Origin of the sequence: Devosia psychrophila (genome assembly GCF_000971275.1) — a bacterium.
Taxonomy (GTDB): domain Bacteria; phylum Pseudomonadota; class Alphaproteobacteria; order Rhizobiales; family Devosiaceae; genus Devosia; species Devosia psychrophila.
Window position 1 is genome coordinate 1 of record NZ_LAPV01000075.1, and the last position, 26,800, is coordinate 26,800.

The following is a 26,800-nucleotide window of genomic DNA, read 5'->3' on the forward strand; positions in this document are numbered from 1 at the left end:
TGGCCGTGCGCCGCTGCTTGCGCGATTTACCGGCTTCCACGCGCAGCCAGTCGGAGAGCTTTTGCGCAAACCGATCAAGCTTGCTGGGCCGCGCAGGAACCTTGAACTTCGGCTCCACCGTGTCGGCCCGCAGATACTTGCGAATGGTGTTGCGCGACAATCCAGTGCGCCGCTCAATCTCCCGGATCGGCATCCCCTCACGGAAATGCCAGCGCCGGATTACGCTCAATAACGCCATGTCGATCACTCCAGTGCTCCCCGACCAACAGCCAGGGAACGATCAAAACATGGGTCAGATCTCAGTGAAAACTTATGCCCTTAAAGGGTCAGATCTCAGCGGCAATCAACAGACGAGGGGCAGGACTCATTGATCCACAAGATGAAGGTTGCTGCGCAGGCGATTGCCGACAGGAAATTGTAGGCTCAATCGGCCAGCATGGCGGCCGACCCGATCGACGTGGTGCGATTTTCGACGTTGATCATGGCCGAAGGGCGTTTCGAAACTGGGTTCAAGACCGACGCAGATACCGGCTTTGCCAGTTTCCTGCGCCTGATGGATGTCCGCTACCGCAAGCTTTAGGATAGTCCTGCCATGGCCGGCCTGAACTGTGCAGTCGCCGGACTTCGGCTCGACCTTGGCGGCGAAACCATCATCGATCTGCCTGCGCTACGTATCGCATCCGGAACGCTGACAGTACTCGATGGCCCTTCGGGTGCGGGCAAATCCAGTCTGCTGTATTTGCTGTCCGGGCTGCTGTTGCCCGATTTCGGTAGCCTGGAATGGGCCGACACCGATTTGGTCGGCCTGAATGAACCTCAGCGAGACGGCTGGCGCCGGCTCATGCCGGCTTCATCTTCCAGAATTTCCACCTGACCGAAGAGCTCGATCCCCTTGCCAACGTGCTGGTCCCCGCCTGGTTCGGCCACGCCTCCGCCGCACCGTGGCGACAGCGGGCGGCAGAATTGCTGGATAATCTCGGGGTTCCGCGCAATCGAACGAGCACAGCGCTGCTGTCGCGCGGCGAGCAGCAACGCGTGGCCATCGCCCGGGCCCTGATGTTTGATCCTGCAGTAATTTTTGCCGACGAACCAACGGCGAGCCTTGACGCAGCGTCGGGCGCCGTGGTGATCGCCGCATTGGCACGATTGGCTCATGCCGAGGGTCGTACAGTGATCGTCGCCAGCCATGATCCAGCGCTGCTTGCGGCCGCAGACCTTACCATTGCGCTCGAGCACGGGCACCCAGTGCGCATCGTTTCCAAGGCAGCATCATGAACCCGTTGCCAATCGTCTGGGCCAGCCTGCGCCGCAATGGTTTTACTTCAGTGCTGTTCGTGGTCGTCGTCGCCTTGGTCGTCGCCTTTGGCAAAGCCATTTCCGCACAGGAGCGCGCGTTGCGCAGCGGCAGTGTACGGGCGGCCGACAAGTTCGATCTGATCGTGGCCGCGCCCGGCAGCTTCAATGACGTGCTTCTGTCCACGGTCTATCTCAACCCAAGCGCAGTGGAACTGCTCGACCCGGCAGTCAGCGCATCCTTATTGGCCGAGCCCGCGACCGAGTTTGTCGCGCCGATCGGCTTTGGCGGCAGCATAGATGGCGCGCCGCTAGTGGGAACCATCGCGCCATTTGTCGAGTATCTGTCCGGCGGGCTCGGGGAAGGGCGGATGTTTGCCCAGATCAACGAGGCGGTGGTGGGGGCTTTGGCGCCGTTCTCGCTGGGCGATGAACTCGAAGTGCATCACAGGACCGAAGCCGGTGGCATCGATGCCGATGCGGCAGCGGATGCGCTCGAGGCCGAGGCTCACGACCACGAACACGAACACGAGGGTGACCACCATGGCATCACCGTCGTGGGCCGCATGCTGCCCACCGGCACGCCTTGGGATCGCGCTAGTGTGGTGCCGATCGAATATGATTGGGAAGCGCATGGCCTGGGGACTGGCCACACAGCTGGTGACATGCGTATCGGCCCACCGTTTGAGGCGCGACCGCTGCCCGGCATTCCGGCCATGGTGGTCAAGCCACGCGACGTTGCCGCCGCCTATGGCCTACGCGGTCAGTATCGGACGGAGCAATCCACGGCCTTCTTTCCTGCCGAGGTCCTGGTCGGTCTCTATGCTGTGCTGGGAGATGTGACCGTCATCATGGGTGGGCTGACCCTGGCCTCGCAGGGGCTGGTGATGGTGGCGGCGATCCTTGCCGGCATCGTTGCTATCCTTGACTTGCAGCGCCAGCGCTTCGCTGTGCTGAGAGCGCTGGGCGCCTCGCCGAGTTTCATTTGCCACCGTCTGTGCCTATGTGACTGCACTGGTGGTTTCCGGCGCGCTGATCGGCCTTGTGCTGGATTGGGCAGTGGCTGTGCTCTTGTCAGCCGCGATAGCTCAATCGACGGGGATCGCCATGCAGGCGGTGGTCGGTTGGCGCGAGCTAGGTCTGACTGGCGCTGTCATTGTGCTGTGTCTGGTATTGGCCACCATTCCCGCACTGCTGATCTACCGCCGCCCAGTCATCGAGGGCCTGCGTTAGCTCCATTTGCTAGGTCATGACGAGTGTCACCGTATAGTCGCCCCGACGTGATTTCTGGCAGCCAACAAAGCCTTCAGGAGCTCTGAATGACTGATCGCCAGAAAGACCGGCCTATGTCTGCTCGATTAAAACCAACAAAGGCAATTTCATGAGCAAGCAAAGCGATATCGAGGCCACCCTCCTGTCCCTCGTCAAGCCAGGCATAACCTCCAAGCAGCTGCAAAAGGAAATCGGCAAAGCTCATCCGAAGGCATCCAAGAAGGACATCCGGCTCGCCGCCTTTGCGGCCATGATCAGCATCGTTGACAAGTCACCCGACGAGGCCTTGCAATTTCAAGATCTGGCAATAACCAAAGCCACGGAAACCGTCGAAGATTGAACCGACGCGGCCAAGATCGGCCGCAGCGACGAGTTTCCCAAAACCGAATGGTCGCTCATACTCGGTCATTCCGATGTCAGCCTATAAGTAGCTAGTCGGCAAACAATTGCTTTGCCACGGGGTCATCTAGAAACAGTCAATCCGCATTGCACTTGACCACAGCCTCGACCTGTTCAAACTTCTGGCCGACGGCCAGAAAGATCGCATGTCGCCGTTGATTGAGCTTTCCGTATCGCCGGGACATCCCCGGAACGCCCGGTTGTTCCACAAACTTGATACGTTTTTAGCCTTGTCCGATCGATACTGACGCCAGCGACGACACAAAGCGCTTGGTACGCGGATCGACCGGGCTGCCAAAGACCTGGGCGGACGGGCCAGACTCGACGATGTTTCCGCCGTCGAGAAACAGCACATTACTGGCAATGGTCGATGCCAGGCGCAGGTCGTGGGTGGCCATCAGCATGGTAGTACCCTCGCGCGCCAATTGGGCCAAAACCTCAACCACCTCACCTGCCAGTTGCGGATCGAGTGCAGAGGTCGGCTCGTCGCATAGCAAGACTTTGGGCGAGGGGGCAAGCGCCCGGGCAATCGCCACGCGCTGCTGCTGACCGCCTGAGAGGTTTGCAGGCCAGGCATCCGCCTTATCACTCATGCCAACCTTGTCGAGTAGTTCCGTGGCTCGCCGGCGCGCATCCTGACGCGACCATTTGAGGACCGTCAGCAGTCCCTCCATGACGTTCTCAAGCGCCGTAAGGTGCGGGAAAAGCTGGAAATTCTGGAATACCATGCCGGTCTTGCGCCGCAGCGCCAGGACATCGGCTCGGTCGACCTTGCGGCCAGGCTCAAAGTCGACGACCGCGCCATCGATGCGAACGCGCCCCGATTGCGGTGTTTCGAGCAGGTTCACGCAGCGAAGCAACGTGCTCTTGCCGCTACCGGACGGGCCGATCAAGGCGGTGACGCTGCCCTCCGGGACAGTTAGACTCACACCCTTCAGCACCTCGGCGCCGTTGAAGCTCTTATGGATATTTTCGACGGCGATCATGATGCGGCCTCCATGTAGCCGCCGTAGCGTGAGAAGCGCTTTTCGACGCGGGCCTGCAGGCTGGACAGCACGGAACTGACCACCAGATAAATCAGCGCAACTTCTACGTAGAGGATCAGTGGTTCATAGCTGGTGGCGACGATTCGTTGCCCAGCGCGAAACAGCTCGGGAACGGTGATCGCCGCGGCGAGGGAGGTGTCCTTGACCAGTGATATGAAGGTGTTGGACAGCGGCGGCACGGCAATCCGCGTCGCCTGTGGCAGAATGGTACGGCGCAGTGCCTGTGCCCAGGTCATGCCAATGGAATAAGCCGCTTCCCATTGGCCTTTGGGCACAGATAGCAAGACTGCCCGGATGATCTCGGACGTATATGCGCCCACGTTGAGCGTGAAGCCTATCAATGCGGCCGGAAAGGCATCCAACACGATGCCTGCGCTGGGCAGACCATAAAAAATCAGGAATAGCTGCACCAGCAGCGGAGTGCCGCGGATGATCCAGACATAGAAGCGAACCACCATTGCGAATGGCTTCGGCGCAAAGAGCCGCGTGATAGCGGCGACGAACCCGAGACCCAGACCCAGTGCAAAAGACAGCAGTGTCAGCGGCACCGTGAAGAGGAGGCATGCCCAGAGCAGGGAGGGCAGCGACTCGATCATCAGGGAAAGCCAGGGTGACATCGCGGTTTCCATCAGTTCATGCAAGAAGGATCGGGCGATCTGGTCGCCCGATCCTTCTAGTTGCTAGCCGGCGCTTTCGCTACTGCGAGACGTCCTCGCCGAAATACTTCTGCGAGATCGTGGCATAGGTGCCGTCGGCCTTGATGGCCGCGAGCGCCTCGTTGATGGCGGCCAGCAGTTCCGGCTTGCCCTTCGCCAGCAGGACGCCAGAGAAGTCCGCGTCCGCTGCCGTGGCGACGACCTTGACGTCGGCATCAGGTTGCTGAGTCTTGAAGTCGAAGAACGACAGGCTGTCGTTGATAGTCGCATCGGCACGACCCTGAAGCACCAAGGCGACAGACTGGTCGAAGCCTTCCGTTGCCACGAGTTCAGCGCCGTACTGCTCGGCCAGCTTGCCGAAGTTGCTGGTGAGGGTCTGGGCCGCCTTCTTCCCGCTCAAGGTCTCGAAGCTGGTGATCTCGGTATTGTCACCGCGGACCACGAGGGCAGCCTTCGACGCGATATAGGGTTCGGAGAAGTCGTATTTGGATTGGCGGTCCGCATTGATGCCGACCTGGTTGATGACGACGTCATAGCGGTTCGCATCGATGCCGGCGATCAGTCCATCCCATGGACCCTCGACAAACTCAGCCTCGACACCAAGATGCTTGGCGATGGCGCGGCCGATTTCAACGTCGAAGCCAACGAGTTCGTTAGTGCTGTCGTGGAAGGTGAAGGGGGCATAGGTGCCTTCTGTGCCGATGCGGAGCGCGTCGGCCTGCTTGACCGTATCAAGCGCGGACTGGGCGAACGTCGGCGTTGCCAAGGCCAGCACACCAATGGCCAAAAGCCACTTCGAGAGTTTCATAGTCTTCTCCTCATTTGCCGCTTCACTTGCTGACCGGCATTTCTGGCTCGGAAACTGCACCTCTCCGTTGGCGGATTCAACTGGTTGGACGGATGTTTTCCCGAGCCGCCAAGCGTCGATATGCCGATGCTCAAAACGCAGGTTTTTGTAGCGCTCCGTTGCGCTGAACGCTTCAGGGAAGGCATGGCGCACGGCTACATCGGCATCGACGTGGAACTGCATAGCCCGTTTTCCGTTGACTTTGAACGATCACACAAGCGTCAACATGATCAACTCAGACACCGCACGTCCTCGCATTTGAAGCGGGCGAATCCGACGTCTGGTCGGTAAATGGCCGCTACGCCACTGACCGGCACGGCCATCCACAACGGTCACATGGTGCGTGACGAACTGCTAGGGCTAATGGCGCTGAGCGAAGCGGGCGCCTGCGGGAGGATGACCTCTTGACCGAATTCACCCTCCGGGACGTTTCCAACCGAATAGTGTTTCACCGGTCGCGCTTCGAGATTGACCACAATAGCAATCGCGAAGCGGCAGTTGGAGGAAAGGTCGCGATCAGGCTGTTTACGCGGGCAGCATCGGCAATCGCCGGCGACGCTCTGACTAGCACGGTGGCCTTCAAGTCACCGTGAAGGCCATGATCCAATGTAACCGTAGGCGCATATAAGCCGAACTGACGTGCATATCGCCCCTAGAGGATCGCCAATGTCCCGCTCAACTACCGCCACCGTTGCCCGCACCCAGCCGAAGCGCGCCGTGCTCGCTGCAATGTTGCTCCTGCCTGCTTTGGCCTTTGGCCTCTGGAACCGGCCCGTAGACGCCCAAGAGGCGCCTGTCGAAATTCCGGCGCCTGCAACTACGTTGAATGAAACCAGCGCCAGTGCAACGGCGGTGTTTGCCGGCGGCTGCTTCTGGGGTGTGCAGGGCGTGTTCCAGCACGTGGCCGGCGTTACCAAGGCCGTCTCCGGCTATGCCGGCGGCGCCGCTGATACCGCCACGTATGACCAGAGCAGCAACGGCAGCACCGGCCATGCCGAGTCCATCCAGGTCACATATGATCCGTCCGTAGTCAGCTACGGCGACCTGCTGCAGATTTACTTCTCGGTTGCTCACAACCCGACCCAATTGAATTACCAAGGTCCAGACCACGGCACTCAGTATCGTTCGACCATTTTTCCACTTAACGACGAGCAAACTGGTTACGCTAAGGCTTATATTGCTCAGCTGGATGAGACCGGCCTGTTCGATGGGCCGATTGTTACCACTGTCGAGCCTCAGAAGACTTTCTACGCCGCCGAGCAGTATCATCAGGATTTCCTGACGCTCAACCCGACCTACCCCTATATCGTGGTCAATGATCTGCCCAAGGTCGCCGCGCTGAAGCAGTTGTTCCCCGACGCCTATCGCGACGAACCCGTGTTGGTGGGCACGCTCTAATCTCGGTTGCCGGACTGCGCTGTGGTGGTTCGGCAATTTTTTCGACGCTGAGTACCTACATGGCTTTTCGTCTGAACCTGGCTGCGATGCGAAGGACCAGTTCACAGTGGGCGCCAAGGTCCATTTCAAAGGGTCGGGATCCACAGTCCTAAGAGTCGGTTTGAGCACTCCTATTTGTGGGCGATGGGCCTGAGGAGGAGACTTCCGATGGCGACGTGGATCATGGCCTCGGAGCAATCGATACGCTCCTCATAAGTCTCGCACGAGGCGCCGCCATCGGGTCATCCATCCGAAGGTGACCCCCGCCAGAGCGGGCCAGATAGCAGATCGCGTTCAAAACCTCGCGCAAATCCGTCTCAACCGGACGCCCGTTCTTCGCAAGGCTAGGCAGGAACCGCCGTATCCGCGCCCACTCCTCCTCAGTCAGATCCGTCGGGTAGCGCTTGGTCTTCTGCTCAATCTCGGCCATCCGGCCAAGCGTCGCTGGGGTCCACATCCAAAGCTTGAATCACGCCGGAAAAAACCGTGCAATGGACTTCTCAAACGGTCTCTAAGAACGAATCACAGCTCCGTTTGACGGGGTCGTTTTGATTTTCGATTGTCATTTAGGTGACGTATTGAGGCCGGGTTCGAGACATCGCATGGCCGCAAAAGGTGACTGCGTTCCATGCAATTTGTATCAAACTGGGTCAATTGCGCGGCAATGCTGCAACACCTCCGCCCAATTGGTCACCTGCGCTTAGCCAAACCGCCCAATTTACGCGACCAAAGGCTTGTCACGCGCGTTAGGGTGATGCATCTAGTCAGTCGACTACGGTTAACTCTATGGGAGTGCAAGATATGTTCGCACGTTCGCTTTCTATCGGTGTGGCTGCTGCCGCGCTGCTCGTCGGTGGTGCTCAGGCAGCCGACCTCATCATCCCAACCACGCCAGAGCCGATTTATGAAGCTGCTGGCTTCAACTGGGAAGGTCTCTATGCAGGCGTTCGCGCCGGCGGCCAGTTTACCGGCACCGGCACTGTTTATGCTGGCTCGCCAGTGAACTCCACGGCAGGAGTGCTTGGCGCTTCGGTTGGCGTGAACTTCATCCCCGTCGATCCTTTCCTGATCGGTGCTGAAGTTACCGCTGACTACATCTGGAACAACGCTGCTCCGAGCACTGGCGAGTACTTCGTCAACGTGCGCGCCGGCGCTGTAGTGACCGACTCGGTTCTGGTCTACGCAATCGGCGGCCTCGGCACCAACAGCCGCACTGGCTTCAACCAGGGCGTCTATCAGCTCGGTGGCGGTGTTGAACTCGCAGTGACCGACTCTGTGTCGGTTCGCGGTGAAGTTGTTGGCCAGGGCGACTTTGACGGCGCTTCGGACTCGTTCTTCGAAGCTGCCAAGGCAACCGTTGGCGTTGCTTACCACTTCTAACATCTGCAATCGGGCAGGGCGGTTCGCCGCCCTCTCGACCTAGCGTCTTGCAAACCCAATTCGGCGACCCAGGCAACTGGGTCGCCGTTTTGGTTTTGGTGTTTGAATGCGGCTTAGCGCCGCGCCCCAGCAAACGGGTTCATTCCAGAATTGTGCTCAATTCAGGCAAAAGCGCACTGCCGGAACGGGCAGCGGGAAACTGGCGTTTTCCGGTTTGCCATTATCCATATATGATTATTTTTATCAGATTTTCTTTTCCTTGAATCCCGGTAGGCAAAGGTCTAAGCCCAAGTCATCAACTGTCGCGTCGGTTCGCTCGCCCCAATTGCTTGCGCAGCCCGCGTATCCCGGTCGCCCGACCGGACTAAAAACAGGCTGCCGCATGACTGATTTGCTCAGCGAATATCTGCCGATTGTCATCTTCCTTGGCATTGCCGCCGTTATTGGTGGGGCCCTGCTGGTGGCGCCATTCATCATCGCAGTGAAGAATCCGGACCCGGAAAAGGTTTCGGCGTTCGAAGCCGGTTTTGATGCCTTCGACGACGCTCGCATGAAATTCGACGTGCGATTCTATCTCGTCTCGATTCTCTTTATTATTTTCGATCTTGAAGTGGCGTTCCTCTTCCCTTGGGCCGTGGCGTTCCGCGATGTGGGTTGGTTCGGTTTCTGGTCAATGATGATCTTCCTCGGCGTGTTGACCGTCGGCTTTATCTACGAATGGCGCAAAGGGGCCCTGGAATGGGATTGAGCGAACAGAACGGTACGATGGTGGTGCCGCGCCCGACCGGGCTGGTTGACCCGCGCAGCAACAAGCCTGCCGAGGGCAGCAATCCATTCTTCACCGATGTGACGGACGAACTGGCCGACAAGGGCTTTCTCGTCTCGACCGTGTCGCAACTCGTCAATTGGGCCCGCACCGGTTCGCTGATGTGGATGCAGACCGGTCTTGCCTGCTGCGCCGTCGAGATGATGCAGATGTCTATGCCGCGCTACGATGTCGAGCGTTTCGGCACCGCACCTCGTGCTTCTCCGCGCCAGTCCGACGTGTTGATCGTTGCGGGAACGCTGACCAACAAGATGGCTCCCGCCCTGCGCAAGGTCTATGACCAGATGCCTGAGCCGCGCTATGTCATTTCCATGGGTAGTTGCGCCAATGGCGGCGGTTACTACCACTACTCCTACTCGGTCGTCCGTGGTTGCGACCGCGTGCTTCCGGTTGACATCTATGTCCCCGGCTGCCCTCCCACTGCAGAAGCGTTGCTTTACGGCATTCTACTGCTGCAGAAGAAAATTCGCCGCACCGGCACGATCGAACGCTAGGGGCGCTGAGAATGGATGAAGTGACCCAGGTCGAGCCGCTTGTGGATCTCGGTGAGCATATTGCGAGCGCGCTGGGCGATGCAGTATTGTCCCAGCAGGTAGCCTACGGCGAGCTGACACTGACCGTGCAGCGCGACGCAATTGTGGCCGTGGTAACGTTTTTGCGCGACGACTCCCGATGCCGTTTCATCAGCTTCATCGATGTCTGCGGCTCGGACTATCCGGCCCGCGACGAGCGTTTCGATGTCGTCTATCACTTCATGAGCCCGTATCTGAATCACCGCATTCGGGTAAAGCTTACGGCGGATGACGTGAACCCGGTCCCGAGCATTACTAGTGTCTTCAAGGGCGCTGAATGGTTCGAGCGCGAGGCCTATGACCTTTATGGCATGCTGTTCTCGGGCCATGGCGATCTGCGGCGCATCCTGACCGACTACGGCTTTGACGGTCATCCGCTGCGCAAGGACTTCCCGACGACGGGTTTCGTCGAGGTGCGCTATGACGAAGAGCGCAAGCGCGTGGTGTATGAGCCGGTAAAGCTCATGCAGGAATATCGTTCGTTCGACTATCTGTCACCTTGGGAGGGTACGGACTACGTGCTGCCCGGTGACGAGAAGGCCAAGCAATGAGTGTTGAAGCCGAAGTCCGCAATTTCACGATCAATTTTGGGCCCGTGCACCCCTCGGCGCATGGTGTGTTGCGTTTGATTCTTGAACTCGATGGCGAAATCGTCGAGCGCGTCGATCCTCATATCGGGCTGCTGCATCGGGGCACCGAAAAGCTTATCGAATCCAAGACCTACCTGCAGGCTGTGCCTTACTTCGACCGCCTCGACTACGTGGCGCCAATGAACCAGGAGCATGCTTTCGCTCTGGCCGTCGAAAAGCTGCTGCGGCTCGAAGTGCCGCGCCGTGGCCAGTTGATCCGCGTGCTCTATTCGGAAATCGGGCGGCTGCTGTCTCACCTTATGAACGTCACCACCCAGGCGATGGACGTAGGTGCGCTGACGCCACCGGTCTGGGGCTTCGAGTGGCGCGAAAAGCTGATGATTTTCTACGAGCGCGCTTCGGGTGCTCGCATGCATGCAAGCTATTTCCGTCCCGGCGGCGTGCATCAGGACCTGCCGCAAGCACTGGTCGACGACATCGGGACCTTTTGCGTTGAATTTCCAAAATTCATCGTCGATCTCGACACACTTCTGACTGAAAACCGCATCTTCAAGCAGCGCAACGTAGACATCGGCGTAGTGAAGCTGGAAGACGCTTGGAACATGGGCTTCTCGGGCGTCATGGTTCGCGGCTCCGGCGCTGCATGGGACCTGCGAAAGAGCCAGCCTTACGAACTCTATGATGAGATGGAATTTGATATTCCAATCGGCAAGAATGGCGACTGCTTCGATCGCTACCTCATCCGCATGGAAGAGATGCGCCAGTCCACCAGGATTATGGCGCAATGCGTCGCCAAGCTGAACGCGCCGGAAGGCAAGGGCCCCGTGTCCTCGCTCGATGGCAAGGTCGTTCCGCCGAACCGGGACGACATGAAGAAGTCGATGGAAGCCCTGATCCATCACTTCAAGCTTTATACCGAGGGCTACAAGGTTCCTGCAGGCGAGGTCTATGCTGCCGTCGAAGCCCCCAAGGGTGAGTTTGGCGTCTACCTGGTCAGCGACGGCACCAACAAGCCCTATCGCTGCAAAATCCGGGCTCCGGGTTTTGCGCATTTGTCGGCCATGGATTTCCTGTGCCGCGGCCACATGCTGGCTGACGTGTCGGCCATTCTCGGCTCGCTCGATATCGTGTTCGGAGAGGTTGATCGCTGATGGTTGCGCGTCGCCTTGCAGATGAGTCGGTTCAACCGGCTGCCTTTGTTTTCAACAATGAGAACGCCACCTGGGCGGACTGGAAGATCGGCTTGTACCCGACCGGCCGGCAGCAGTCCGCGGTCATTCCGCTGCTTATGCGGGCGCAAGAGCAGGACGGCTGGGTCAGCCGTGCAAGCATCGAAAAAGTCGCCGATATGCTGGGCATGGCCTATATCCGGGTGCTGGAAGTCGCGACCTTCTATACGCAGTTTCAGTTGCAGCCCGTCGGCACGCGCGCCCATGTTCAGGTCTGCGGCACGACGCCCTGTATGCTGCGCGGCGCCGAACGGCTGATCGAAGTCTGCAAGGGAAAGATCCACCACGAGCCGCACCATCTCAGTGCCGACGGTACGATGAGCTGGGAAGAAGTCGAGTGCGCCGGGGCGTGCGTCAACGCACCGATGGTGACGATCTTCAAGGATACCTATGAGGACCTGAGCGAAGACCGGCTTGTCGAGATCATCGATGCCTTTGCTGCTGGCAACGGCCACACGATCAAGGCCGGCACCCAGATCGACCGCCTCAACGCTGCGCCTGAAGGCGGTCGCGTCGTGTTGCTTGAAGAAGCGACCACATATCGCGAGAAATTCGTTCCACCACCGGCACCGCCGGAAGCTACAGTGGCCGCCAGCCCGGCTGCACCTGCAGCGCCCGCTGCACCGGCTTCTCCAGCGGCACCGCCAGCCCCGACCACAGCTGCCCGACCCAAGGACGTGACCGAGGAATCAGCCCCGGCCATCAAGGGACCGTCCGCTGATGCCAAGGTTAGCGAAGCCAAGGCCGAGGATGAGCGCAAAGCTGCCGACACATCGGCTAAGGCCGATGGCGAGCCCAACAAAGCCATGCGTCCCGAAGCCACTGGCGCTGAATCCGACGCGGCCAAGATCGACGGCGGCAAGGCTCCAGGCAAGAATGCTGCGAGCGCACCTGCGGATGGCGCGACCGCGACCGGCGCCAAGAAGAGCCGGACCATCATCGCTCCCAAGGCGAACCCCAAAGAGGTTAATCCTATCGCCGAAAAGGGCGGGGATGCCCCGCTGTTCGTGACGCCTGAAGGCACAGCGGACGACCTCAAGCTGATCTCGGGCGTAGGCCCAGTTCTGGAGCGCCGCATCAATGCACTTGGTATTACCAAGTGGAGCCAGGTTGCCGCTCTGACACCAGAACAGATCGATCTGGTCGAAGGCTCGCTGAACTTCAAGGGTCGCGTTGCGCGCGACAACTGGCTGGCTCAGGCCGAAGTGCTCGCACGTGGCGGCGAGGAAGAATATACCCGCGTCTTCGGCAAGAAGCCGCGTTAGGAGTGTGAGAATTGCTTGCTGACAAGGATCGCATCTTCACCAACCTTTATGGCCACGGCGACTGGGGCCTCGAAGGCGCGCGCAAGCGCGGCGGCTGGAATGGCACCAAGGAATTTCTCGACCAGGGTCGGGACTGGATCACCAACGAGGTTAAGGCCTCGGGCCTGCGTGGCCGCGGCGGTGCGGGTTTCCCCACCGGCCTTAAGTGGTCGTTCATGCCCAAGGTCAATGATGGCCGCCCGCATTACCTGCTGGTGAATGCCGACGAATCCGAGCCGGGCACCTGCAAGGACCGCGAAATCCTGCGCCACGATCCGCACCACCTGATCGAAGGCTGCCTGATTGCCTGCCGCGCCATGGATTCCAACCTGGCGTTCATCTACGTGCGCGGCGAATTCGTGCGTGAACGTGAACGCCTCGAGCGTGCCGTCGAAGAGGCCTATGAGGCCAAGCTGATCGGCAAGGACAACATCCACGGCTGGGACTTGGACATCATCGTCCACCACGGTGCCGGCGCGTATATTTGCGGCGAAGAAACCGCCCTGATGGAGAGCCTTGAAGGCAAGAAGGGTCAGCCACGGCTCAAGCCGCCATTTCCAGCCGGCATGGGCGTTTATGGCAATCCGACCACCGTCAACAACGTAGAATCCATCGCCGTCGTGCCGGAAATCCTGCGCCGCTCGGCGGGCTGGTTCTCCTCGATCGGTCGGCCGAACAATGTCGGCACCAAACTGTTGATGGTCTCTGGCCACGTCAACAAGCCGGCGACCTTCGAGGAAGCCTTGGGTGAAAGCTTCAAGGATATCATCGAAAAGCATTGCGGCGGCATTCGCGGCGGCTGGGACAACCTGCTGGCCGTGATCCCCGGCGGCGCGTCATGCCCTGTGGTTCGTGGCGAAGACATGATGGATGTCATCATGGACTTTGACGGCCTGCGCGAGAAGAAGTCGTCCTTCGGCACCGGCGGCATGATCGTCATGGACAAATCGACCGATATCATCAAAGCCATCTGGCGCATCTCGGCTTTCTTCAAGCACGAAAGCTGTGGTCAGTGCACGCCGTGCCGCGAAGGCACGGGCTGGATGATGCGCGTCATGGAGCGCATGGTCGAAGGCCGCGCTCAGAAGCGCGAAATCGACATGCTGTTCGAAGTGACCAAGCAGATCGAAGGGCACACTATCTGTGCACTCGGCGATGCTGCGGCGTGGCCGGTCCAGGGCCTGATCCGCAACTTCCGCGATGTCATCGAACAGCGTATCGACCAGTATACATATTCGTCCACCAGCGACGGCGCCGTGCCGTCGATTGCGGCGGAGTAGGGGCTAATGGCTGACGAACCCGACAACCTCGTTCTGGTGCTGTTGCGTCGTATCGATGAGCGTCTCGGCCGGATGGACGAGCGTCTCGAGCGTATCGAATTTGATGTGCACGAGATCAAGATCAGGATGACCTCGGTCGAGGAGGGGCTTAACAGCCTGAACCGGCGCGTGGATCGACTGGAAGACCGAGTGCTGCGGATCGAGAAGCGTCTCGACATCTTCAGCCCAGTTGGTTTTGCGGAGTAGGGCTGATGGCAAATATCAAGGTTGACGGGCAGCTCGTCGAAGTTCCCGATTACTACACGCTGATGCAGGCCGCTGAAGCGGCTGGCGCGGAGATTCCACGCTTTTGCTACCATGAGCGGCTGTCGGTGGCCGGCAATTGCCGCATGTGCCTGGTGGAGGTCAAGGGTGGCCCGCCCAAGCCCATGGCGAGTTGCGCCATGTCGGTCAAGGACCTGCGTCTCGGCCCAAATGGCGAACCGCCTGAAATGTTCACCAACACCCCGATGGTCAAGAAGGCCCGCGAAGGCGTGATGGAATTCCTGCTGATCAATCATCCGCTCGATTGCCCGATCTGCGATCAGGGCGGCGAGTGCGATCTGCAGGACCAGGCCATGGCCTATGGCGTGGACAAGAACCGCTTCTCCGAAAACAAGCGTGCAGTCGAGGACAAGTACATCGGCCCGTTGGTCAAGACATCGATGAACCGCTGCATTCACTGCACGCGTTGTGTGCGTTTCACCACCGAAGTTGCCGGTATCGCCGAAATGGGTTTGCTGGGGCGGGGCGAAGATGCCGAGATCACGACTTATCTCGAAAAGGCGCTGAGCAGCGAACTGCAGGGCAATGTCATCGATCTCTGTCCTGTTGGTGCGCTGACTTCCAAGCCCTACGCCTTCAATGCGCGTCCCTGGGAGTTGCTCAAAACCGAGTCCATCGACGTGATGGATGCTGTAGGCTGCAATATCCGTGTGGATAGCCGTGGCCGCGAAGTGATGCGCATCCTGCCGCGCATCAACGAAGCCATCAACGAAGAGTGGATTTCCGACAAGACCCGCTTCATCTGGGACGGCCTCAAGAGCCAGCGCCTCGATCGTCCCTATGTGCGCAAGGGCGGCAAGCTGCTGCCAGCGAGCTGGGAAGAAGCATTGTCTGCCGTTGCGGCACGCATCAAGAAGGCCGGCAACAAGGTTGGCGCTATCGCCGGTGATCTGGCTGCCGTCGAGGAGATGTATGCGCTTAAGGCGCTGTTGGCTTCGATTGGCTCGGGCATGACCGATGTTCGTCCGGCGATGTCGGGCATCGATCCATCCATGCCGCGCTCGGCCTATATCTTCAACCCGACCATTGCCGGGATCGAAGAGGCTGATGCCATCGTCATCATTGGTGCCAATCCGCGCAAGGAAGCCGCGCTGATCAATGCGCGCATCCGCAAGACCTGGCGCGCCAAGGGGCTGCCGATCGCCGTGATCGGCGAACAGGCCGACCTGACCTATACATACTCCTATCTCGGTGAAGGCCTCGAGACACTAACCGATTTGGTCGCGGGAAACGGCTCGTTCGGCGAGACCCTTGCCAAGGCACAGCGTCCGCTGATCATCGTCGGCGAGAGTGCGGTTTCGCATGCCACGCTCGGCAAGCAGGCCGGTCGCGACACCATCGCACTGGCCGCCAAGCTGGCAACCGGCAGCAATGTCGCCGAGGGCTGGAACGGCCTTGCGCTGCTGCACAACGCGGCTAGCCGCGTTGGCGGTCTCGACATCGGTTTCGTGCCGCATGACGGTGGCGTTTGTTCTGCAGACCAGATCGCACTGGCCGGCAAGGGCGAACTCGACGTGCTGTTCCTGCTCGGCGCTGACGAATACGATACGTCGGCCATGGGCAAGGCGTTCGTCGTCTATATCGGCAGCCATGGTGATGCCGGTGCGAACCGCGCCGACGTCATCCTGCCGGCTGCGACATATACCGAAAAGTCGGGCACTTACGTCAATACCGAGGGCCGCGTGCAGGTGACCAACCGCGCCGTGTTCCCACCGGGCGACGCCAAGGAAGACTGGGCGATCGTTCGCGCCTTGTCTGGTGCCATCGGCAAGCCGTTGCCGTTCAACTCGCTGACTCAGTTGCGTTCGGTTATCTATGCGGAATTCCCGCATCTGGCCCGTATCGACCAGATTGCGGCGGGATCCGTCGCCGATGTGGCCAAGCTGGCCAAGGCTGTCATCAAGACCAAGTCGGCGCCGTATGGCTCGGCAGTGTCTGAATTCTATCTGACCAATCCGATTGCCCGGTCATCCGCCGTCATGGGCGAATGTGCCGCTACGGCCGCCAGCCTGCAGCAAGCTGCGGAGTAGGGAGTATCATGGACTTTGTGAACTCCGCTCTCGACTACCTGCTTGGCATTCCCATCCTCGGATGGGGCGTTCAAGTCGGTTTGGTCTACAAGGCGCTGCTGCTGCTGATCTCGCTGTTGATCTTTACGGCGTTTATCCTTTTGGCCGATCGCAAAATCTGGGCCGCCGTGCAGATGCGTCGTGGTCCGAACGTGGTTGGCCCTTTCGGACTGCTTCAGAGCTTTGCCGATCTGCTGAAGTTCGCTCTCAAGGAGCCGATCATTCCGGGCGGCTCCGACAAGGTGCTGTTCCTGTTGGCGCCATTGCTGACAGCCACCCTGGCCTTGACGGGCTGGGCCGTGATCCCCTTTGGCCCTGGCGTCGTCATGGCCGATATCAACCTGGGCATTCTCTACCTGCTCGCCATTTCGTCGCTTGGCGTCTATGGCGTGATCATCGGCGGCTGGGCGTCCAACTCGAAATATCCGTTCCTCGGCTCGCTTCGTGCCGCGGCCCAGATGGTGTCCTACGAGGTCTCCATCGGCCTCGTCATCATCACCGTGCTGCTGTGCGTGGGCTCGCTGAACCTGTCCGACATCGTCGTCGCCCAGCAGGAAATGGGCCTTGCCCACATGCTCGGCGTGCCGTGGCTCAGCTTCCTGAACTGGTTCTGGCTGCCGCTGTTCCCGATGTTTATCATCTTCTACATTTCGGCACTGGCTGAGACGAACCGTCCGCCATTCGATCTGGCGGAAGGCGAGTCCGAACTCGTTGCCGGCTTCATGACCGAATATTCGGCCACGCCCTACATGCTGTTCATGCTGGGTGAGTACATCTCGATCCTCTTGATGTGCGCCATGACCACTGTCCTGTTCCTGGGCGGCTGGGCCGCGCCGATCGACCTGCCGCCATTCACCTGGATTCCCGGCGTCGTGTGGTTCGTCATCAAGCTCAGCATGGTGTTCTTCATGATCGCCATGGCCAAGGCCATCGTGCCGCGGTACCGCTACGACCAGTTGATGCGGATCGGTTGGAAACTGTTCCTGCCGCTGTCGCTCACCATGGTCGTCATTGTTGCATTCGTCCTCCAGCTCACGGGCTGGGGCTGGCATGGAGGGATGGCTTGATGCGCGCCGCCCAGTTCGTCAACACGCTACTCCTAACAGAGCTGGTGAAAGCCTTCTTCCTGACCATGCGTTATTTCTTCTCCCCAAAGCCGACGATCAACTATCCCTTCGAGAAGGGCCATGTGTCGCCGCGCTTTCGGGGTGAGCATGCGTTGCGCCGCTATCCTAACGGCGAAGAGCGCTGCATTGCCTGCAAGCTGTGCGAAGCGATCTGCCCGGCACAGGCAATCACCATCGAAGCTGGCCCGCGCCAGAACGACGGTACCCGCCGCACCGTGCGATACGATATCGACATGGTGAAATGCATCTATTGCGGTTTCTGCCAGGAAGCATGCCCGGTAGACGCCATCGTCGAAGGCCCGAACTTCGAATTCGCAACCGAAACGCGTGAAGAGCTCTACTTCTCCAAGGAGAAGCTCCTCGCCAACGGCGACCGTTGGGAGCGTGAAATCGCAGCCAACCTCAGCGCCGACGCCCCGTATCGCTGAGAGGGAAGAGCAGATGACCCTTCCACTTTTCTTTTTCTACTTGTTCGCAGCGATCCTAGTGGCGTCCGCCCTCATGGTCATCTCGGCGCGCAATCCGGTGCATGCCGTGCTGTTCCTGATCCTGGCATTCTTCAACGCCTCGGGCCTGTTCATGCTGGCAGGCGCCGAATTCCTGGCGCTGCTGCTGATCGTCGTCTATGTGGGCGCGGTTGCGGTGCTGTTCCTGTTCGTCGTGATGATGCTCGATGTGGACTTTGCCTCGTTGCGGCAGGGCTTCCTGCAATATGCGCCGGTCGGGGTAGTTGTCGGGGTCATCCTGCTGCTCGAACTGCTGTTGTTGGCTGGTAGCTTTGTCGTGTCGCCAGAAGCTGCGTCCGGGTCGGTACTGCCAATCGACGCGGCCACCGACAACATGCGTGCCATCGGACTGGTGCTTTACACGCGCTATGTTTTCCTGTTCCAGGGGGCCGCAGCAGTGCTTCTGGTCGCCATGATTGGCGCCATCGTGCTGACGCTGCGCCACAAGACGAATGTCAAACGCCAGAATCCAGTGGATCAGGTGGCCCGTCGGCCATCCGAGACGCTGGAAGTGGTCAAAGTCAAAAGCGGTCAAGGACTGTAGGAGGCAACCATGGGCTTGGGTATCGAGCTCGGTCACTACCTGACCGTAGCAGCAATTCTGTTCACGCTTGGCGTGTTCGGCATCTTCATTAACCGCAAGAATATCATCGTCATCCTGATGTCGGTGGAGTTGATCCTTCTCGCGGTCAACCTCAACATGGTCGCCTTCAGCGCGGCGCTGAATGATCTGCAGGGGCAGATTTTTGCGCTTCTGATCCTGACCGTGGCAGCTGCCGAGGCTGCCATTGGTCTCGCCATTCTCGTTATTTTCTACCGCAACCGCGGCTCGATCGCGGTTGAAGACGTCAACCAGTTGAAGGGCTAAGAACCACCGCTATGATTCAGGCGATTGTTTTCCTGCCTCTCGTCGGCGCGCTGATCGCGGGGCTTCTCGGCCGCACTATCGGCCACCGTCCGAGCGAGTTCATTACCACCGGCCTGCTGATCATTTCAGCGGTTCTGAGCTGGGTCGTCTTCCTGCCGGTCGCCTTTGGCGGCGGGCTGATGGGCGGTGCGGTCGACGGCGAAACCGCGGTCCTCAAGATCGAGATCATGCGCTGGATCCAAGTCGGCGACATGGACCTGCGCTGGGTACTGCGCGTCGACACGCTGACCGCCATCATGCTAGTCGTGGTCAACACCGTGTCCAGCCTCGTGCACGTCTATTCAATCGGCTACATGGCCGACGATCCGCATCGCAGCCGCTTCTTTGCCTATCTGTCGCTGTTCACCTTCGCCATGTTGATGCTGATCACTGCGGATAACTTCCTGCAGATGTTCTTTGGTTGGGAAGGCGTGGGTCTCGCGTCCTACCTGCTGATCGGCTTCTGGTACACCAAACCATCGGCAACGGCCGCGGCAATGAAGGCCTTCATCGTCAACCGCGTCGGCGACTTTGGCTTTGCCCTTGGCATTTTCGGCGCCTTCATGGTGCTGGGCCATATCGACTTTGACGGCGCCTTCGAAGCAGCGAGCCAATTCTCCACCACCGGCCTGCCGGTGATGCAGTTCCTCGGCTGGCGGCTCGATGCCATGACTGTCATCTGCATGCTGCTGTTCATGGGTGCCATGGGCAAGTCGGCGCAGTTCCTGCTGCACACTTGGCTGCCGGACGCCATGGAAGGCCCGACTCCGGTGTCGGCGTTGATCCATGCTGCGACCATGGTGACCGCCGGCGTGTTCATGGTGGCGCGCCTTTCGCCACTGTTCGAGACATCGCCCTTCACGCTGACCTTCGTGATGATCATCGGCGCCATCACTGCATTCTTTGCGGCGACGGTGGGCCTGGTGCAAAACGACATCAAGCGCGTCATTGCATATTCAACCTGTAGCCAACTCGGTTACATGTTCGTGGCGCTTGGGGCAGGGGCCTATTCTGCCGGTGTGTTTCACCTGTTCACGCATGCCTTCTTTAAGGCGCTGCTGTTCCTGGGCGCCGGCGCGGTGATCCACGCCATGCATCACGAGCAGGACATGCGCAACATGGGCGGCCTTCGCAAGAAGATCCCGATCACCTATGCCATGATGCTGATCGGCACGCTGGCCCTGACGGGCGTTGGTATTCCGGGCTCGGAATTCCTCGGCTTCGCCGGGTTCTTCTCCAAGGACTCGATCATCGAAGCGGCCTATGCGTTCGGTGGCAATACCGGCATGTTCGCCTTCTGGCTGCTGGTCATCGCCGCGCTGTTCACCAGCTTCTATTCCTGGCGCCTGATCCACCTGACCTTCCACGGCTCGCCACGCGACGCAAAGCAAGATCATGGGCATCAGGTTGACGCTCATGACGGCGACAGCCATGACGAGCCGCTGGCCGATGATCATGCCGCGCATGCTCACGACGATCATGCCCATGACGACCATCATGCGCATGGGTCAGCCTATGACCACGCGCATGAGGCGCCAAAGGTCATGCAAATCCCGCTCTACGTGTTGGCGGTCGGCGCTGTTCTGGCCGGTGCAGTGTTCTACGGCATGTTCTTCCACGATGTGGAGCATATCGAGCACTTCTTCGCCGGGGCCATCGTGGTCGATCACGAGATCATTGAAGCCGCGCACCATGTACCGCTGTGGGTGAAGTGGAGCGCGACCATCGCTATGCTGATTGGTGCAGGCACCGCCTACATCATGTACATCCGTCGTCCCGAAATGCCGGGCCGTCTGGCCGCGACAAATCCAGGCCTCTACCAGTTCCTGCTCAACAAGTGGTACTTCGACGAGTTGTACGACAGGATCTTCGTCAGGCCTGCCCTGTGGGTGGGACGTGCCTTGTGGAAGGGCTTCGATGATTGGCTGATTGACGAGACGCTGTCGGAGGGCCTTGGCCGCCGAGTGCAGAACGTGACGTCATGGGTCGTCAAGCTGCAGTCAGGCTACCTCTATCACTACGCCTTCGCCATGCTGATCGGCATTGCGGCACTGCTGACCTGGGCCATCGCGGCCGGGGGACTGATCTGATGAACTTCGCAAATACCATCCTCACAGTCCTCACCTGGCTGCCCTTCGTGGGCGCGGCAGTGATCCTGTTCACGCCTAAAAACTCGGTCGATGCCATCCGCTGGATGGCATTGGTGATCACGGCGGTCACGCTCGTGCTGTCGCTGGCGATGTGGCAGAGCTTTGATCCGTCCAATGCTGGCTTCCAGTTCGTCGTGAACAAGCCATGGATCGGCGACACCATCGGCTATCGCGTTGGCGTCGACGGCATCTCGGTGCTGTTCGTGGTGCTGACGGCGCTGCTGATGCCATTCGCAATCCTCGCGAGCTGGGAAGTCGACACACGGGTCAAGGAATACATGATCGTATTCCTGATCCTCGAGACCTTGATGATCGGCGTGTTCACCACGCTCGACCTGGCGATGTTCTACGTGTTCTTCGAAGGCACGCTGCTGCCGATGTTCCTGATCATCGGCATCTGGGGCGGCGCCAAGCGCATCCAGGCCAGCTACAAGTTCTTCTTCTACACCTTCATCGGCTCGGTGCTGATGCTGCTGGCCATCATGGCGATGTACTGGAATGCCGGCACCACCGACATTTCACGCCTGCTGACCCATAATTTCCCCAAGGACTGGCAGCCCTGGCTGTGGTGGGCATTCTTTGCCTCGCTCGCCGTCAAGATGCCGATGTGGCCATTCCATCGCTGGCTGCCGGAGGCCCACGTTCAGGCGCCGACCGCTGGTTCGGTGATCCTGGCCGCCATCCTGCTCAAGCTTGGCGGCTACGGTTTCCTGCGCTTCAGCCTGCCGATGTTTCCGGATGCCTCGCTGCAATTCGCCAACATAATCTTCTTCCTATCTGTCGCGGCCATCATCATCACCTCGCTGATCGCGCTGGTCCAGACCGACATCAAGAAGCTGATCGCCTATTCGTCGGTGGCCCACATGGGTTTCGTCACCATGGGCATTTTTGCCGGCAATGCGCTGGGTATCCAGGGCGCGCTGTTCCAGATGATCTCGCACGGCGTCGTGTCGGGTGCGCTGTTCCTTTGTGTCGGCGTCATCTATGACCGCATGCATACCCGCGAAATCGAGGCCTACGGCGGCTTGGTCGAACGCATGCCGCGCTATGCCTTCGCCTTCATGGTATTCACCATGGCCAACGTTGGCCTGCCGGGTACCTCGGGCTTCGTTGGCGAGTTCCTGACCATGATGGGCGTGTTCCAGGTCAACACCTGGGTCGGCTTCGGCGCGGCCTTTGGCGTGATCCTGTCGGCCTGCTACGCGCTCTGGCTGTATCGTCGGGTGATCTTTGGCGCACTGACCAAGGATAGCCTGAAGGGTATTCTCGATCTCAACCTGCGCGAGAGGTTCATTCTCTATCCGCTGATCGTGCTGACCATCGTGTTTGGTTTCTATCCGGCACCGATACTCGATACGACGGCCGCGGCTGTCGACAATCTCGTTACCCGCTATTCGACTGCAGTGGGCCTCGACCCGGCTGTATCGCTAGCCGACGCGCAGGCGCCGCTTGCTCACGCCGAACCGGTTGCTGGTGCTGAAGAAGCACCTGCCACCGAGCCTGCTGCCCACTAGGAGAGTCCCGTGAACTCAGACGTTACCGATTTCGCGAGCCTGGCTCCCGCCTATCCTGAAATGCTGCTGGCTGTGGGCGCCATCGTGCTGCTGCTTGTCGGCGTGGTGATCAACAAGGAACGCTCCTTACTGGTCTCCTATGGCGCCGTCCTGTTGTTGCTGGTCGTCGGCTCGCTCGTATTGTTCGCGCCGGCCGAAGGCGTATTGTTCAATGGCGTGTTCATCTCGGACAGTTTTGCCCGCTACATGAAAGTGCTCGTGCTGGGCGGCTCGGCTTTCTCGCTGATGCTGGCCCTGCCGCGCGCCGAGGAATACGGCACGCACAAGTTCGAATATGCCATCCTGGTTCTGCTCGCGACGCTGGGCATGATGGCCATGGTGTCGGCTAACGACTTGATGAGCCTCTATGTAGGGCTCGAACTGCAGTCTCTGTCGCTCTACGTTCTCGCCGCCATTAAGCGCGACGACAGCCGGGCGACGGAAGCGGGCCTCAAGTACTTCGTGCTGGGTGCGCTGTCGTCGGGCATGCTGCTTTACGGTGCATCCATGGTGTACGGCTTTACCGGCCACACCAATCTACAGGAAATCGTTATTGCCATTGCGGACGAGGGTCGCTCCATTGGCCTGATCTTCGGCATGGTGTTCCTGCTGTCGGGCGTTGCCTTCAAAATCTCCGCAGTGCCGTTCCACATGTGGACGCCTGACGTTTATGAAGGCGCTCCGACCCCGGTTACGGCCTTCTTCGCCACGGCACCCAAGGTCGCCGCCATGGCGCTGCTTGTTCGTCTGGTGATGGACACCTTCCAGGGTATTACCAGCGACTGGCAGCAGGTCGTGATTTTCCTGTCGATCGCCTCCATGGTGCTGGCCGCTTTCGCTGCCATCGGCCAGAAGTCGATCAAGCGCCTGATTGCCTATTCGTCGATCGGCCATGTGGGTTTTGCCTTGGTCGGCCTATCGTCTGGCACCCAAGTGGGCGTCGAAGGCGTCGCCATCTACATGGCGATCTATGTGGCGATGACGGTGGGGTTGTTCGCCTGCCTGTTGTCGCTGCGCACCGAAAACGGCGCTGTCGAAACCATCGACGAACTGGCCGGAGCCGCGCAAAAGCGGCCCTTCGTGGCGGCTGTAATGGCAATCATCATGTTCTCGCTGATCGGCATGCCGCCGCTTGCAGGCTTTTTTGCCAAATGGCACGCCTTCCTCGCAGCGATTGATGCGCAGTTATATGTGCTGGCGGTGATCGGCGTACTGGCCTCGGCCGTCAGCGCGTTTTACTACCTGCGCGTGGTAAAGGTCATGTATTTTGACGAGCCAGTGCGCGACTTCGAGGCGGTACCTGCCGAGCTCAACATCATCATTGGTGTGAGCGGCTTTCTCGTCGTGACCTACTATTTCACCGTGGGAGGTCCCTTGGCCAACTTTGCTCACACGGCCGCCGGAAGCCTGTTCTAGGTGACGGACTTTAGCCTAGGGCCGATAGCACGCGCGGCCGGATATCGGTTGCGCGGCTATGACACCATTGGCTCGACCAATACTAAAGCGCTCGAAGCTGCCGCCGCCGGAGATGCCGGTGGTGTGTGGTTTGCCGCACGCCAGCAGACCGCGGGCAGGGGCCGTCGCGGCCGCCAATGGGAAAGTCCTTATGGCAATTTGGCCGCTACGCTCTTGATCGTGCCCGATGCCGAACCTACTTCTGCTGCGACGCTGGGCTTCGTTGCAGGCGTTTCGCTCAATCGTGCGCTTTCCAGGATACTGCCGGGCGGTCTCGTCAAGATCGGGATCGACGGTGCGGATGCGTTGGGAGGCGGCAGTCGCATCGCGCTGAAGTGGCCGAATGACGTTTTGGCCGATGGCGCAAAGCTTGCGGGCATATTGTTGGAAGCCAGCAAGCTGCCCGACGGGCGGCACGCCGTGGCAATAGGCTTCGGCGTCAATGCCATCGCTGCACCCCAGGGATTGCCTTATCCGGCGACGAGCCTTGCCGATCTCGGCGTCAAGCGCGATGCTGAAGAGGTATTTGAAGCGCTCAGCGATGCCTGGGTCGACACTTTTGGCCTTTGGGACGATGGACGTGGCGTCGGCGACGTGCTCAAGCAATGGCGCGCTTCCGCCGCGGGCATCGGCGCACCCGTTGCCGTCAATCAGGACGGCGAGGTGCTGCGTGGCATTTTTGAAAGTATCGACGACGCGGGGCGATTGATCGTCCGTGCCGAAGATAACCGTCGCATCGCCATTACCGCGGGCGACGTCCATTTTGGGGCAACGGCCAGCGCCCGAAGCTGACCATCACTACTGCGCAGGCGACCGGCGACCAATGATCGACCCGGCGTTGCGCTCGAAAGGACTGAACTGACCAATGGCTAAAAACCAAAGGGATGAACTCGTCTTCGTGCCACTCGGCGGCGTTGGCGAAATCGGCATGAACATGGGCGCCTACGGCTTCGGCCCCGAGGCTTCGCGCAAGTGGATCGTCGTCGACTGCGGCGTGACCTTTGGTGGCCCGGACTTGCCCGGCATCGAGCTGATCATGGCCAATCCGGAATTTCTGGAAGAGCGCGCCGACGATGTGCTCGCGCTGATCCTCACCCACAGCCACGAAGACCATTACGGCGCCGTGCTGGACCTGTGGCCCGGCTTCGAAAAGCCGGTCTATTGCACGCCCTTCACCGCCGCCATGCTGGCAGCGAAGCGGGCAGGCGACGGTATCGTCGAGAACGTCGATGTCACCATCATGCGTCCGGGCAAGCCATTTGAAGTCGGCCCCTTCACCATCGAGGCAATCAACGTTGCTCACTCGATCCCCGAATCCAATGCCCTGCTGATCTCGACGCCCGTTGGGCGCGTGCTGCATACCGGTGACTGGAAGCTCGATCCGACGCCCGTTGGCAATGCGCCGACCGACGTCGAGCGCCTCAAGAAAATCGGGGAAGACCGCTCGACGCCGCTGGCGCTGATCTGCGACTCGACCAATGCGCTCAAGGATGGCGAAAGCCCAAGTGAAGCCGAGGTCGCTGCCAATCTGGCTGCGATGATCGCCGAATCGCCCAACCGGGTTGCCGTCACCACATTTGCGTCCAACGTCGGCCGCGTCATCTCCATCGTCCGTGCCGCCGAAAAGGCCGGCCGCACGGTGGTCATGTCCGGTCGCTCGCTGCACCGCATCACCGGTATCGCGCGCGAACTGGGAATGCTCGAAGGCTTGCCGCCGCTGCTCGACCAGGACGCCTACAAGACGCTGGCCCGCAACAAGATCGTGCTGATCTGTACTGGGTCGCAAGGCGAGGCGCGTGCCGCCATCGCCCGTATCGCGCGCGGCGAGCATCCGGTGATCGAGCTTGCTGCTGGCGATCGCATGATCTTCTCGTCCTGGGCCATTCCCGGCAACGAGCGTGAAGTCATCGATATCCAGAACCTGCTGATCGACAAGGGTGTCGAAGTTATCACGCAGAGCGATGGTCTGGTGCATGTCACCGGCCATCCGCGCCGAGAGGAATTGCGCCGGTTGTACGAATGGCTCAAGCCAGACGTGCTGATTCCCGTGCATGGTGAAGCCGTTCATCTGACTGCCCATGCCAAGCTTGGCCGCGACTCCGGCATTGCCAACGTCATCGAAGCCCGCAACGGCGATCTCGTTCGCCTGTTCCCGGAAACGCTGGCTTTCCCGGGTGAAGTGCGGACCGGCGAGCTTTACCTCGACGGCTTGGTGCTCTGCACGCCTGAAGAATCCGGCGTTAAAGGCCGGCGGCGCCTGTCGTTTGGCGGACACGTCGTGGTCAGCCTCTGCGTCAACGGCGGCGGTCAGGTCGTCTCGGGCCCGGATCTGGTGATCGAAGGTCTGCCTGAGACCGAGGACGAGTCGCTGAGCGAGCTGGTGGAGGACACCGTTGCCGGCGTACTGAAGTCGATGCCGCCGAAGCGCCGCAGCGATACCGAAGTGCTGAATTCGGCCCTCTTCAAGGCCATCCGCAATGAGGTCAACGCCTATTGGGGCCGCAAGCCTAACGTCTCGGTCTTCGTGCACCGCGTCTGACCGATCTTAGTGCGGCAATAGGAAACGGGCATTTCTGCT

The 26,800-nt window shown here is 59.9% G+C and carries 27 protein-coding genes and 3 pseudogenes; 24 read left to right on the top strand and 6 right to left on the bottom strand.

Features of this window, described 5'->3' with window-relative positions:
* A pseudogene (locus tag WH91_RS06155) lies at positions 1 to 238 on the bottom strand (IS21 family transposase); the annotation flags it as partial.
* 198 nt (positions 239 to 436) lie between these two features.
* On the opposite strand from WH91_RS06155, the gene WH91_RS24590 reads away from it, so the two are divergent.
* From WH91_RS24590 to WH91_RS06170, 5 genes are all read left to right on the top strand, one after another.
* A complete protein-coding gene (locus tag WH91_RS24590; RefSeq protein WP_158409524.1) occupies positions 437 to 580 on the top strand; it encodes a hypothetical protein in 144 nt (47 codons plus the stop codon).
* Between the two features lie 12 nt (positions 581 to 592).
* Complete coding sequence (locus tag WH91_RS25755; protein ID WP_052952630.1) at positions 593 to 874, top strand: ATP-binding cassette domain-containing protein; 282 nt, start codon at positions 593 to 595, stop codon at positions 872 to 874.
* Entirely contained in the window at positions 871 to 1,275 is a 405-nt protein-coding gene (locus WH91_RS25760; RefSeq protein ID WP_280140247.1) for an ATP-binding cassette domain-containing protein, read from the top strand. The genes WH91_RS25755 and WH91_RS25760 overlap by 4 nt, the downstream gene beginning before the upstream one ends.
* A complete protein-coding gene (locus tag WH91_RS06165; protein ID WP_052952632.1) occupies positions 1,272 to 2,546 on the top strand; it encodes an ABC transporter permease family protein in 1,275 nt (424 codons plus the stop codon). The genes WH91_RS25760 and WH91_RS06165 overlap by 4 nt, the downstream gene beginning before the upstream one ends.
* Positions 2,547 to 2,674: 128 nt before the next feature.
* Entirely contained in the window at positions 2,675 to 2,905 is a 231-nt protein-coding gene (locus WH91_RS06170; protein WP_046170123.1) for a hypothetical protein, read from the top strand.
* 283 nt (positions 2,906 to 3,188) lie between these two features.
* On the opposite strand, the gene WH91_RS06175 is transcribed toward WH91_RS06170, so the two are convergent.
* From WH91_RS06175 to WH91_RS06185, 3 genes are all read right to left on the bottom strand, one after another.
* Entirely contained in the window at positions 3,189 to 3,950 is a 762-nt protein-coding gene (locus WH91_RS06175) for an amino acid ABC transporter ATP-binding protein (protein WP_046170124.1), read from the bottom strand.
* Positions 3,947 to 4,627: an amino acid ABC transporter permease gene (locus WH91_RS06180; RefSeq protein ID WP_046170155.1), complete on the bottom strand. Its 681-nt coding sequence runs from the start codon at positions 4,625 to 4,627 to the stop codon at positions 3,947 to 3,949. The genes WH91_RS06175 and WH91_RS06180 overlap by 4 nt, the downstream gene beginning before the upstream one ends.
* Positions 4,628 to 4,706: 79 nt before the next feature.
* Positions 4,707 to 5,474: an amino acid ABC transporter substrate-binding protein gene (locus WH91_RS06185; protein ID WP_046170156.1), complete on the bottom strand. Its 768-nt coding sequence runs from the start codon at positions 5,472 to 5,474 to the stop codon at positions 4,707 to 4,709.
* Positions 5,475 to 6,179: 705 nt separating this feature from the next.
* Here WH91_RS06185 and msrA point away from each other — a divergent pair.
* Positions 6,180 to 6,911 carry a peptide-methionine (S)-S-oxide reductase MsrA gene (gene msrA / locus WH91_RS06195; RefSeq protein WP_046170126.1) on the top strand — a complete coding sequence of 244 codons (732 nt, stop codon included), beginning with the start codon at positions 6,180 to 6,182 and terminating at the stop codon, positions 6,909 to 6,911.
* Between the two features lie 170 nt (positions 6,912 to 7,081).
* On the opposite strand, the pseudogene WH91_RS26065 reads toward msrA, so the two are convergent.
* Positions 7,082 to 7,208, bottom strand: a pseudogene (locus WH91_RS26065) (IS5/IS1182 family transposase); the annotation flags it as partial.
* A 1-nt stretch (position 7,209) separates the two neighbouring features.
* Positions 7,210 to 7,407 (bottom strand): annotated as a pseudogene (locus tag WH91_RS24165) (transposase); the annotation flags it as partial.
* A gap of 344 nt (positions 7,408 to 7,751) precedes the next feature.
* On the opposite strand from WH91_RS24165, the gene WH91_RS22495 reads away from it, so the two are divergent.
* The 18 genes from WH91_RS22495 to WH91_RS06290 all read left to right on the top strand — a co-directional run bounded on the left by WH91_RS22495 (position 7,752) and on the right by WH91_RS06290 (position 26,761).
* Complete coding sequence (locus tag WH91_RS22495) at positions 7,752 to 8,330, top strand: outer membrane protein (RefSeq protein WP_052952633.1); 579 nt, start codon at positions 7,752 to 7,754, stop codon at positions 8,328 to 8,330.
* Positions 8,331 to 8,712: 382 nt separating this feature from the next.
* Complete coding sequence (locus tag WH91_RS06210) at positions 8,713 to 9,078, top strand: NADH-quinone oxidoreductase subunit A (protein ID WP_046170127.1); 366 nt, start codon at positions 8,713 to 8,715, stop codon at positions 9,076 to 9,078.
* The gene (locus WH91_RS06215) at positions 9,069 to 9,650 is read left to right on the top strand and encodes a NuoB/complex I 20 kDa subunit family protein (RefSeq protein WP_046170128.1); all 582 of its coding nucleotides are present in this window, start codon (positions 9,069 to 9,071) and stop codon (positions 9,648 to 9,650) included. The genes WH91_RS06210 and WH91_RS06215 overlap by 10 nt, the downstream gene beginning before the upstream one ends.
* A gap of 11 nt (positions 9,651 to 9,661) precedes the next feature.
* Positions 9,662 to 10,279, top strand: a complete 618-nt coding sequence (locus WH91_RS06220) for an NADH-quinone oxidoreductase subunit C (protein ID WP_046170129.1) — start codon at positions 9,662 to 9,664, stop codon at positions 10,277 to 10,279.
* The gene (locus tag WH91_RS06225) at positions 10,276 to 11,469 is read left to right on the top strand and encodes an NADH-quinone oxidoreductase subunit D (RefSeq protein ID WP_046170130.1); all 1,194 of its coding nucleotides are present in this window, start codon (positions 10,276 to 10,278) and stop codon (positions 11,467 to 11,469) included. Before WH91_RS06220 ends, WH91_RS06225 begins: the two co-directional genes overlap by 4 nt.
* A complete protein-coding gene (nuoE, locus tag WH91_RS23245; RefSeq protein WP_046170131.1) occupies positions 11,469 to 12,812 on the top strand; it encodes an NADH-quinone oxidoreductase subunit NuoE in 1,344 nt (447 codons plus the stop codon). Before WH91_RS06225 ends, nuoE begins: the two co-directional genes overlap by 1 nt.
* Before the next feature lie 11 nt (positions 12,813 to 12,823).
* Positions 12,824 to 14,131, top strand: coding sequence for an NADH-quinone oxidoreductase subunit NuoF (gene nuoF / locus WH91_RS06235; RefSeq protein WP_046170132.1), 1,308 nt, complete (start codon positions 12,824 to 12,826; stop codon positions 14,129 to 14,131).
* A gap of 6 nt (positions 14,132 to 14,137) precedes the next feature.
* Complete coding sequence (locus WH91_RS06240) at positions 14,138 to 14,377, top strand: hypothetical protein (protein ID WP_046170133.1); 240 nt, start codon at positions 14,138 to 14,140, stop codon at positions 14,375 to 14,377.
* Positions 14,378 to 14,382: 5 nt separating this feature from the next.
* Positions 14,383 to 16,485, top strand: coding sequence for an NADH-quinone oxidoreductase subunit NuoG (nuoG, locus tag WH91_RS06245; RefSeq protein ID WP_046170134.1), 2,103 nt, complete (start codon positions 14,383 to 14,385; stop codon positions 16,483 to 16,485).
* 8 nt (positions 16,486 to 16,493) lie between these two features.
* Positions 16,494 to 17,591, top strand: a complete 1,098-nt coding sequence (gene nuoH, locus WH91_RS06250; RefSeq protein ID WP_082102022.1) for an NADH-quinone oxidoreductase subunit NuoH — start codon at positions 16,494 to 16,496, stop codon at positions 17,589 to 17,591.
* Positions 17,591 to 18,079, top strand: coding sequence for an NADH-quinone oxidoreductase subunit NuoI (gene nuoI / locus WH91_RS06255; protein WP_046170135.1), 489 nt, complete (start codon positions 17,591 to 17,593; stop codon positions 18,077 to 18,079). Before nuoH ends, nuoI begins: the two co-directional genes overlap by 1 nt.
* 13 nt (positions 18,080 to 18,092) lie before the next feature.
* Positions 18,093 to 18,701 (top strand): NADH-quinone oxidoreductase subunit J, encoded by a 609-nt coding sequence (locus WH91_RS06260; protein WP_046170136.1) that lies wholly within the window; start codon positions 18,093 to 18,095, stop codon positions 18,699 to 18,701.
* Positions 18,702 to 18,710: 9 nt separating this feature from the next.
* The gene (nuoK, locus tag WH91_RS06265; RefSeq protein ID WP_425285360.1) at positions 18,711 to 19,025 is read left to right on the top strand and encodes an NADH-quinone oxidoreductase subunit NuoK; all 315 of its coding nucleotides are present in this window, start codon (positions 18,711 to 18,713) and stop codon (positions 19,023 to 19,025) included.
* A gap of 11 nt (positions 19,026 to 19,036) precedes the next feature.
* Positions 19,037 to 21,154: an NADH-quinone oxidoreductase subunit L gene (gene nuoL, locus WH91_RS06270; RefSeq protein ID WP_046170137.1), complete on the top strand. Its 2,118-nt coding sequence runs from the start codon at positions 19,037 to 19,039 to the stop codon at positions 21,152 to 21,154.
* On the top strand, positions 21,154 to 22,728 hold the full coding sequence (locus WH91_RS06275) for an NADH-quinone oxidoreductase subunit M (RefSeq protein WP_046170138.1): 1,575 nt from the start codon (positions 21,154 to 21,156) through the stop codon (positions 22,726 to 22,728). Before nuoL ends, WH91_RS06275 begins: the two co-directional genes overlap by 1 nt.
* Before the next feature lie 9 nt (positions 22,729 to 22,737).
* On the top strand, positions 22,738 to 24,183 hold the full coding sequence (nuoN, locus tag WH91_RS06280) for an NADH-quinone oxidoreductase subunit NuoN (RefSeq protein WP_074797721.1): 1,446 nt from the start codon (positions 22,738 to 22,740) through the stop codon (positions 24,181 to 24,183).
* Entirely contained in the window at positions 24,184 to 25,014 is an 831-nt protein-coding gene (locus WH91_RS06285) for a biotin--[acetyl-CoA-carboxylase] ligase (protein ID WP_046170139.1), read from the top strand. It abuts the gene before it with no gap.
* Between the two features lie 73 nt (positions 25,015 to 25,087).
* Positions 25,088 to 26,761 carry a ribonuclease J gene (locus tag WH91_RS06290; protein WP_046170140.1) on the top strand — a complete coding sequence of 558 codons (1,674 nt, stop codon included), beginning with the start codon at positions 25,088 to 25,090 and terminating at the stop codon, positions 26,759 to 26,761.
* The last annotated feature ends 39 nt before the right edge of the window (positions 26,762 to 26,800 follow it).

Bases quoted from the DNA above. Each gene is read 5' to 3' on its own strand.
- WH91_RS24590 (WP_158409524.1), top strand. From the start codon at position 437: ATGGCGGCCGACCCGATCGACGTGGTGCGATTTTCGACGTTGATCATG.
- WH91_RS25755 (WP_052952630.1), top strand. From the start codon at position 593: ATGGCCGGCCTGAACTGTGCAGTCGCCGGACTTCGGCTCGACCTTGGC.
- WH91_RS06165 (WP_052952632.1), top strand. From the start codon at position 1,272: ATGAACCCGTTGCCAATCGTCTGGGCCAGCCTGCGCCGCAATGGTTTT.
- WH91_RS06170 (WP_046170123.1), top strand. From the start codon at position 2,675: ATGAGCAAGCAAAGCGATATCGAGGCCACCCTCCTGTCCCTCGTCAAG.
- WH91_RS06175 (WP_046170124.1), bottom strand. From the start codon at position 3,950: ATGATCGCCGTCGAAAATATCCATAAGAGCTTCAACGGCGCCGAGGTG.
- WH91_RS06180 (WP_046170155.1), bottom strand. From the start codon at position 4,627: ATGTCACCCTGGCTTTCCCTGATGATCGAGTCGCTGCCCTCCCTGCTC.
- WH91_RS06185 (WP_046170156.1), bottom strand. From the start codon at position 5,474: ATGAAACTCTCGAAGTGGCTTTTGGCCATTGGTGTGCTGGCCTTGGCA.
- msrA (WP_046170126.1), top strand. From the start codon at position 6,180: ATGTCCCGCTCAACTACCGCCACCGTTGCCCGCACCCAGCCGAAGCGC.
- WH91_RS22495 (WP_052952633.1), top strand. From the start codon at position 7,752: ATGTTCGCACGTTCGCTTTCTATCGGTGTGGCTGCTGCCGCGCTGCTC.
- WH91_RS06210 (WP_046170127.1), top strand. From the start codon at position 8,713: ATGACTGATTTGCTCAGCGAATATCTGCCGATTGTCATCTTCCTTGGC.
- WH91_RS06215 (WP_046170128.1), top strand. From the start codon at position 9,069: ATGGGATTGAGCGAACAGAACGGTACGATGGTGGTGCCGCGCCCGACC.
- WH91_RS06220 (WP_046170129.1), top strand. From the start codon at position 9,662: ATGGATGAAGTGACCCAGGTCGAGCCGCTTGTGGATCTCGGTGAGCAT.
- WH91_RS06225 (WP_046170130.1), top strand. From the start codon at position 10,276: ATGAGTGTTGAAGCCGAAGTCCGCAATTTCACGATCAATTTTGGGCCC.
- nuoE (WP_046170131.1), top strand. From the start codon at position 11,469: ATGGTTGCGCGTCGCCTTGCAGATGAGTCGGTTCAACCGGCTGCCTTT.
- WH91_RS06240 (WP_046170133.1), top strand. From the start codon at position 14,138: ATGGCTGACGAACCCGACAACCTCGTTCTGGTGCTGTTGCGTCGTATC.
- nuoG (WP_046170134.1), top strand. From the start codon at position 14,383: ATGGCAAATATCAAGGTTGACGGGCAGCTCGTCGAAGTTCCCGATTAC.
- nuoH (WP_082102022.1), top strand. From the start codon at position 16,494: ATGGACTTTGTGAACTCCGCTCTCGACTACCTGCTTGGCATTCCCATC.
- nuoI (WP_046170135.1), top strand. From the start codon at position 17,591: ATGCGCGCCGCCCAGTTCGTCAACACGCTACTCCTAACAGAGCTGGTG.
- WH91_RS06260 (WP_046170136.1), top strand. From the start codon at position 18,093: ATGACCCTTCCACTTTTCTTTTTCTACTTGTTCGCAGCGATCCTAGTG.
- nuoK (WP_425285360.1), top strand. From the start codon at position 18,711: ATGGGCTTGGGTATCGAGCTCGGTCACTACCTGACCGTAGCAGCAATT.
- nuoL (WP_046170137.1), top strand. From the start codon at position 19,037: ATGATTCAGGCGATTGTTTTCCTGCCTCTCGTCGGCGCGCTGATCGCG.
- WH91_RS06275 (WP_046170138.1), top strand. From the start codon at position 21,154: ATGAACTTCGCAAATACCATCCTCACAGTCCTCACCTGGCTGCCCTTC.
- WH91_RS06290 (WP_046170140.1), top strand. From the start codon at position 25,088: ATGGCTAAAAACCAAAGGGATGAACTCGTCTTCGTGCCACTCGGCGGC.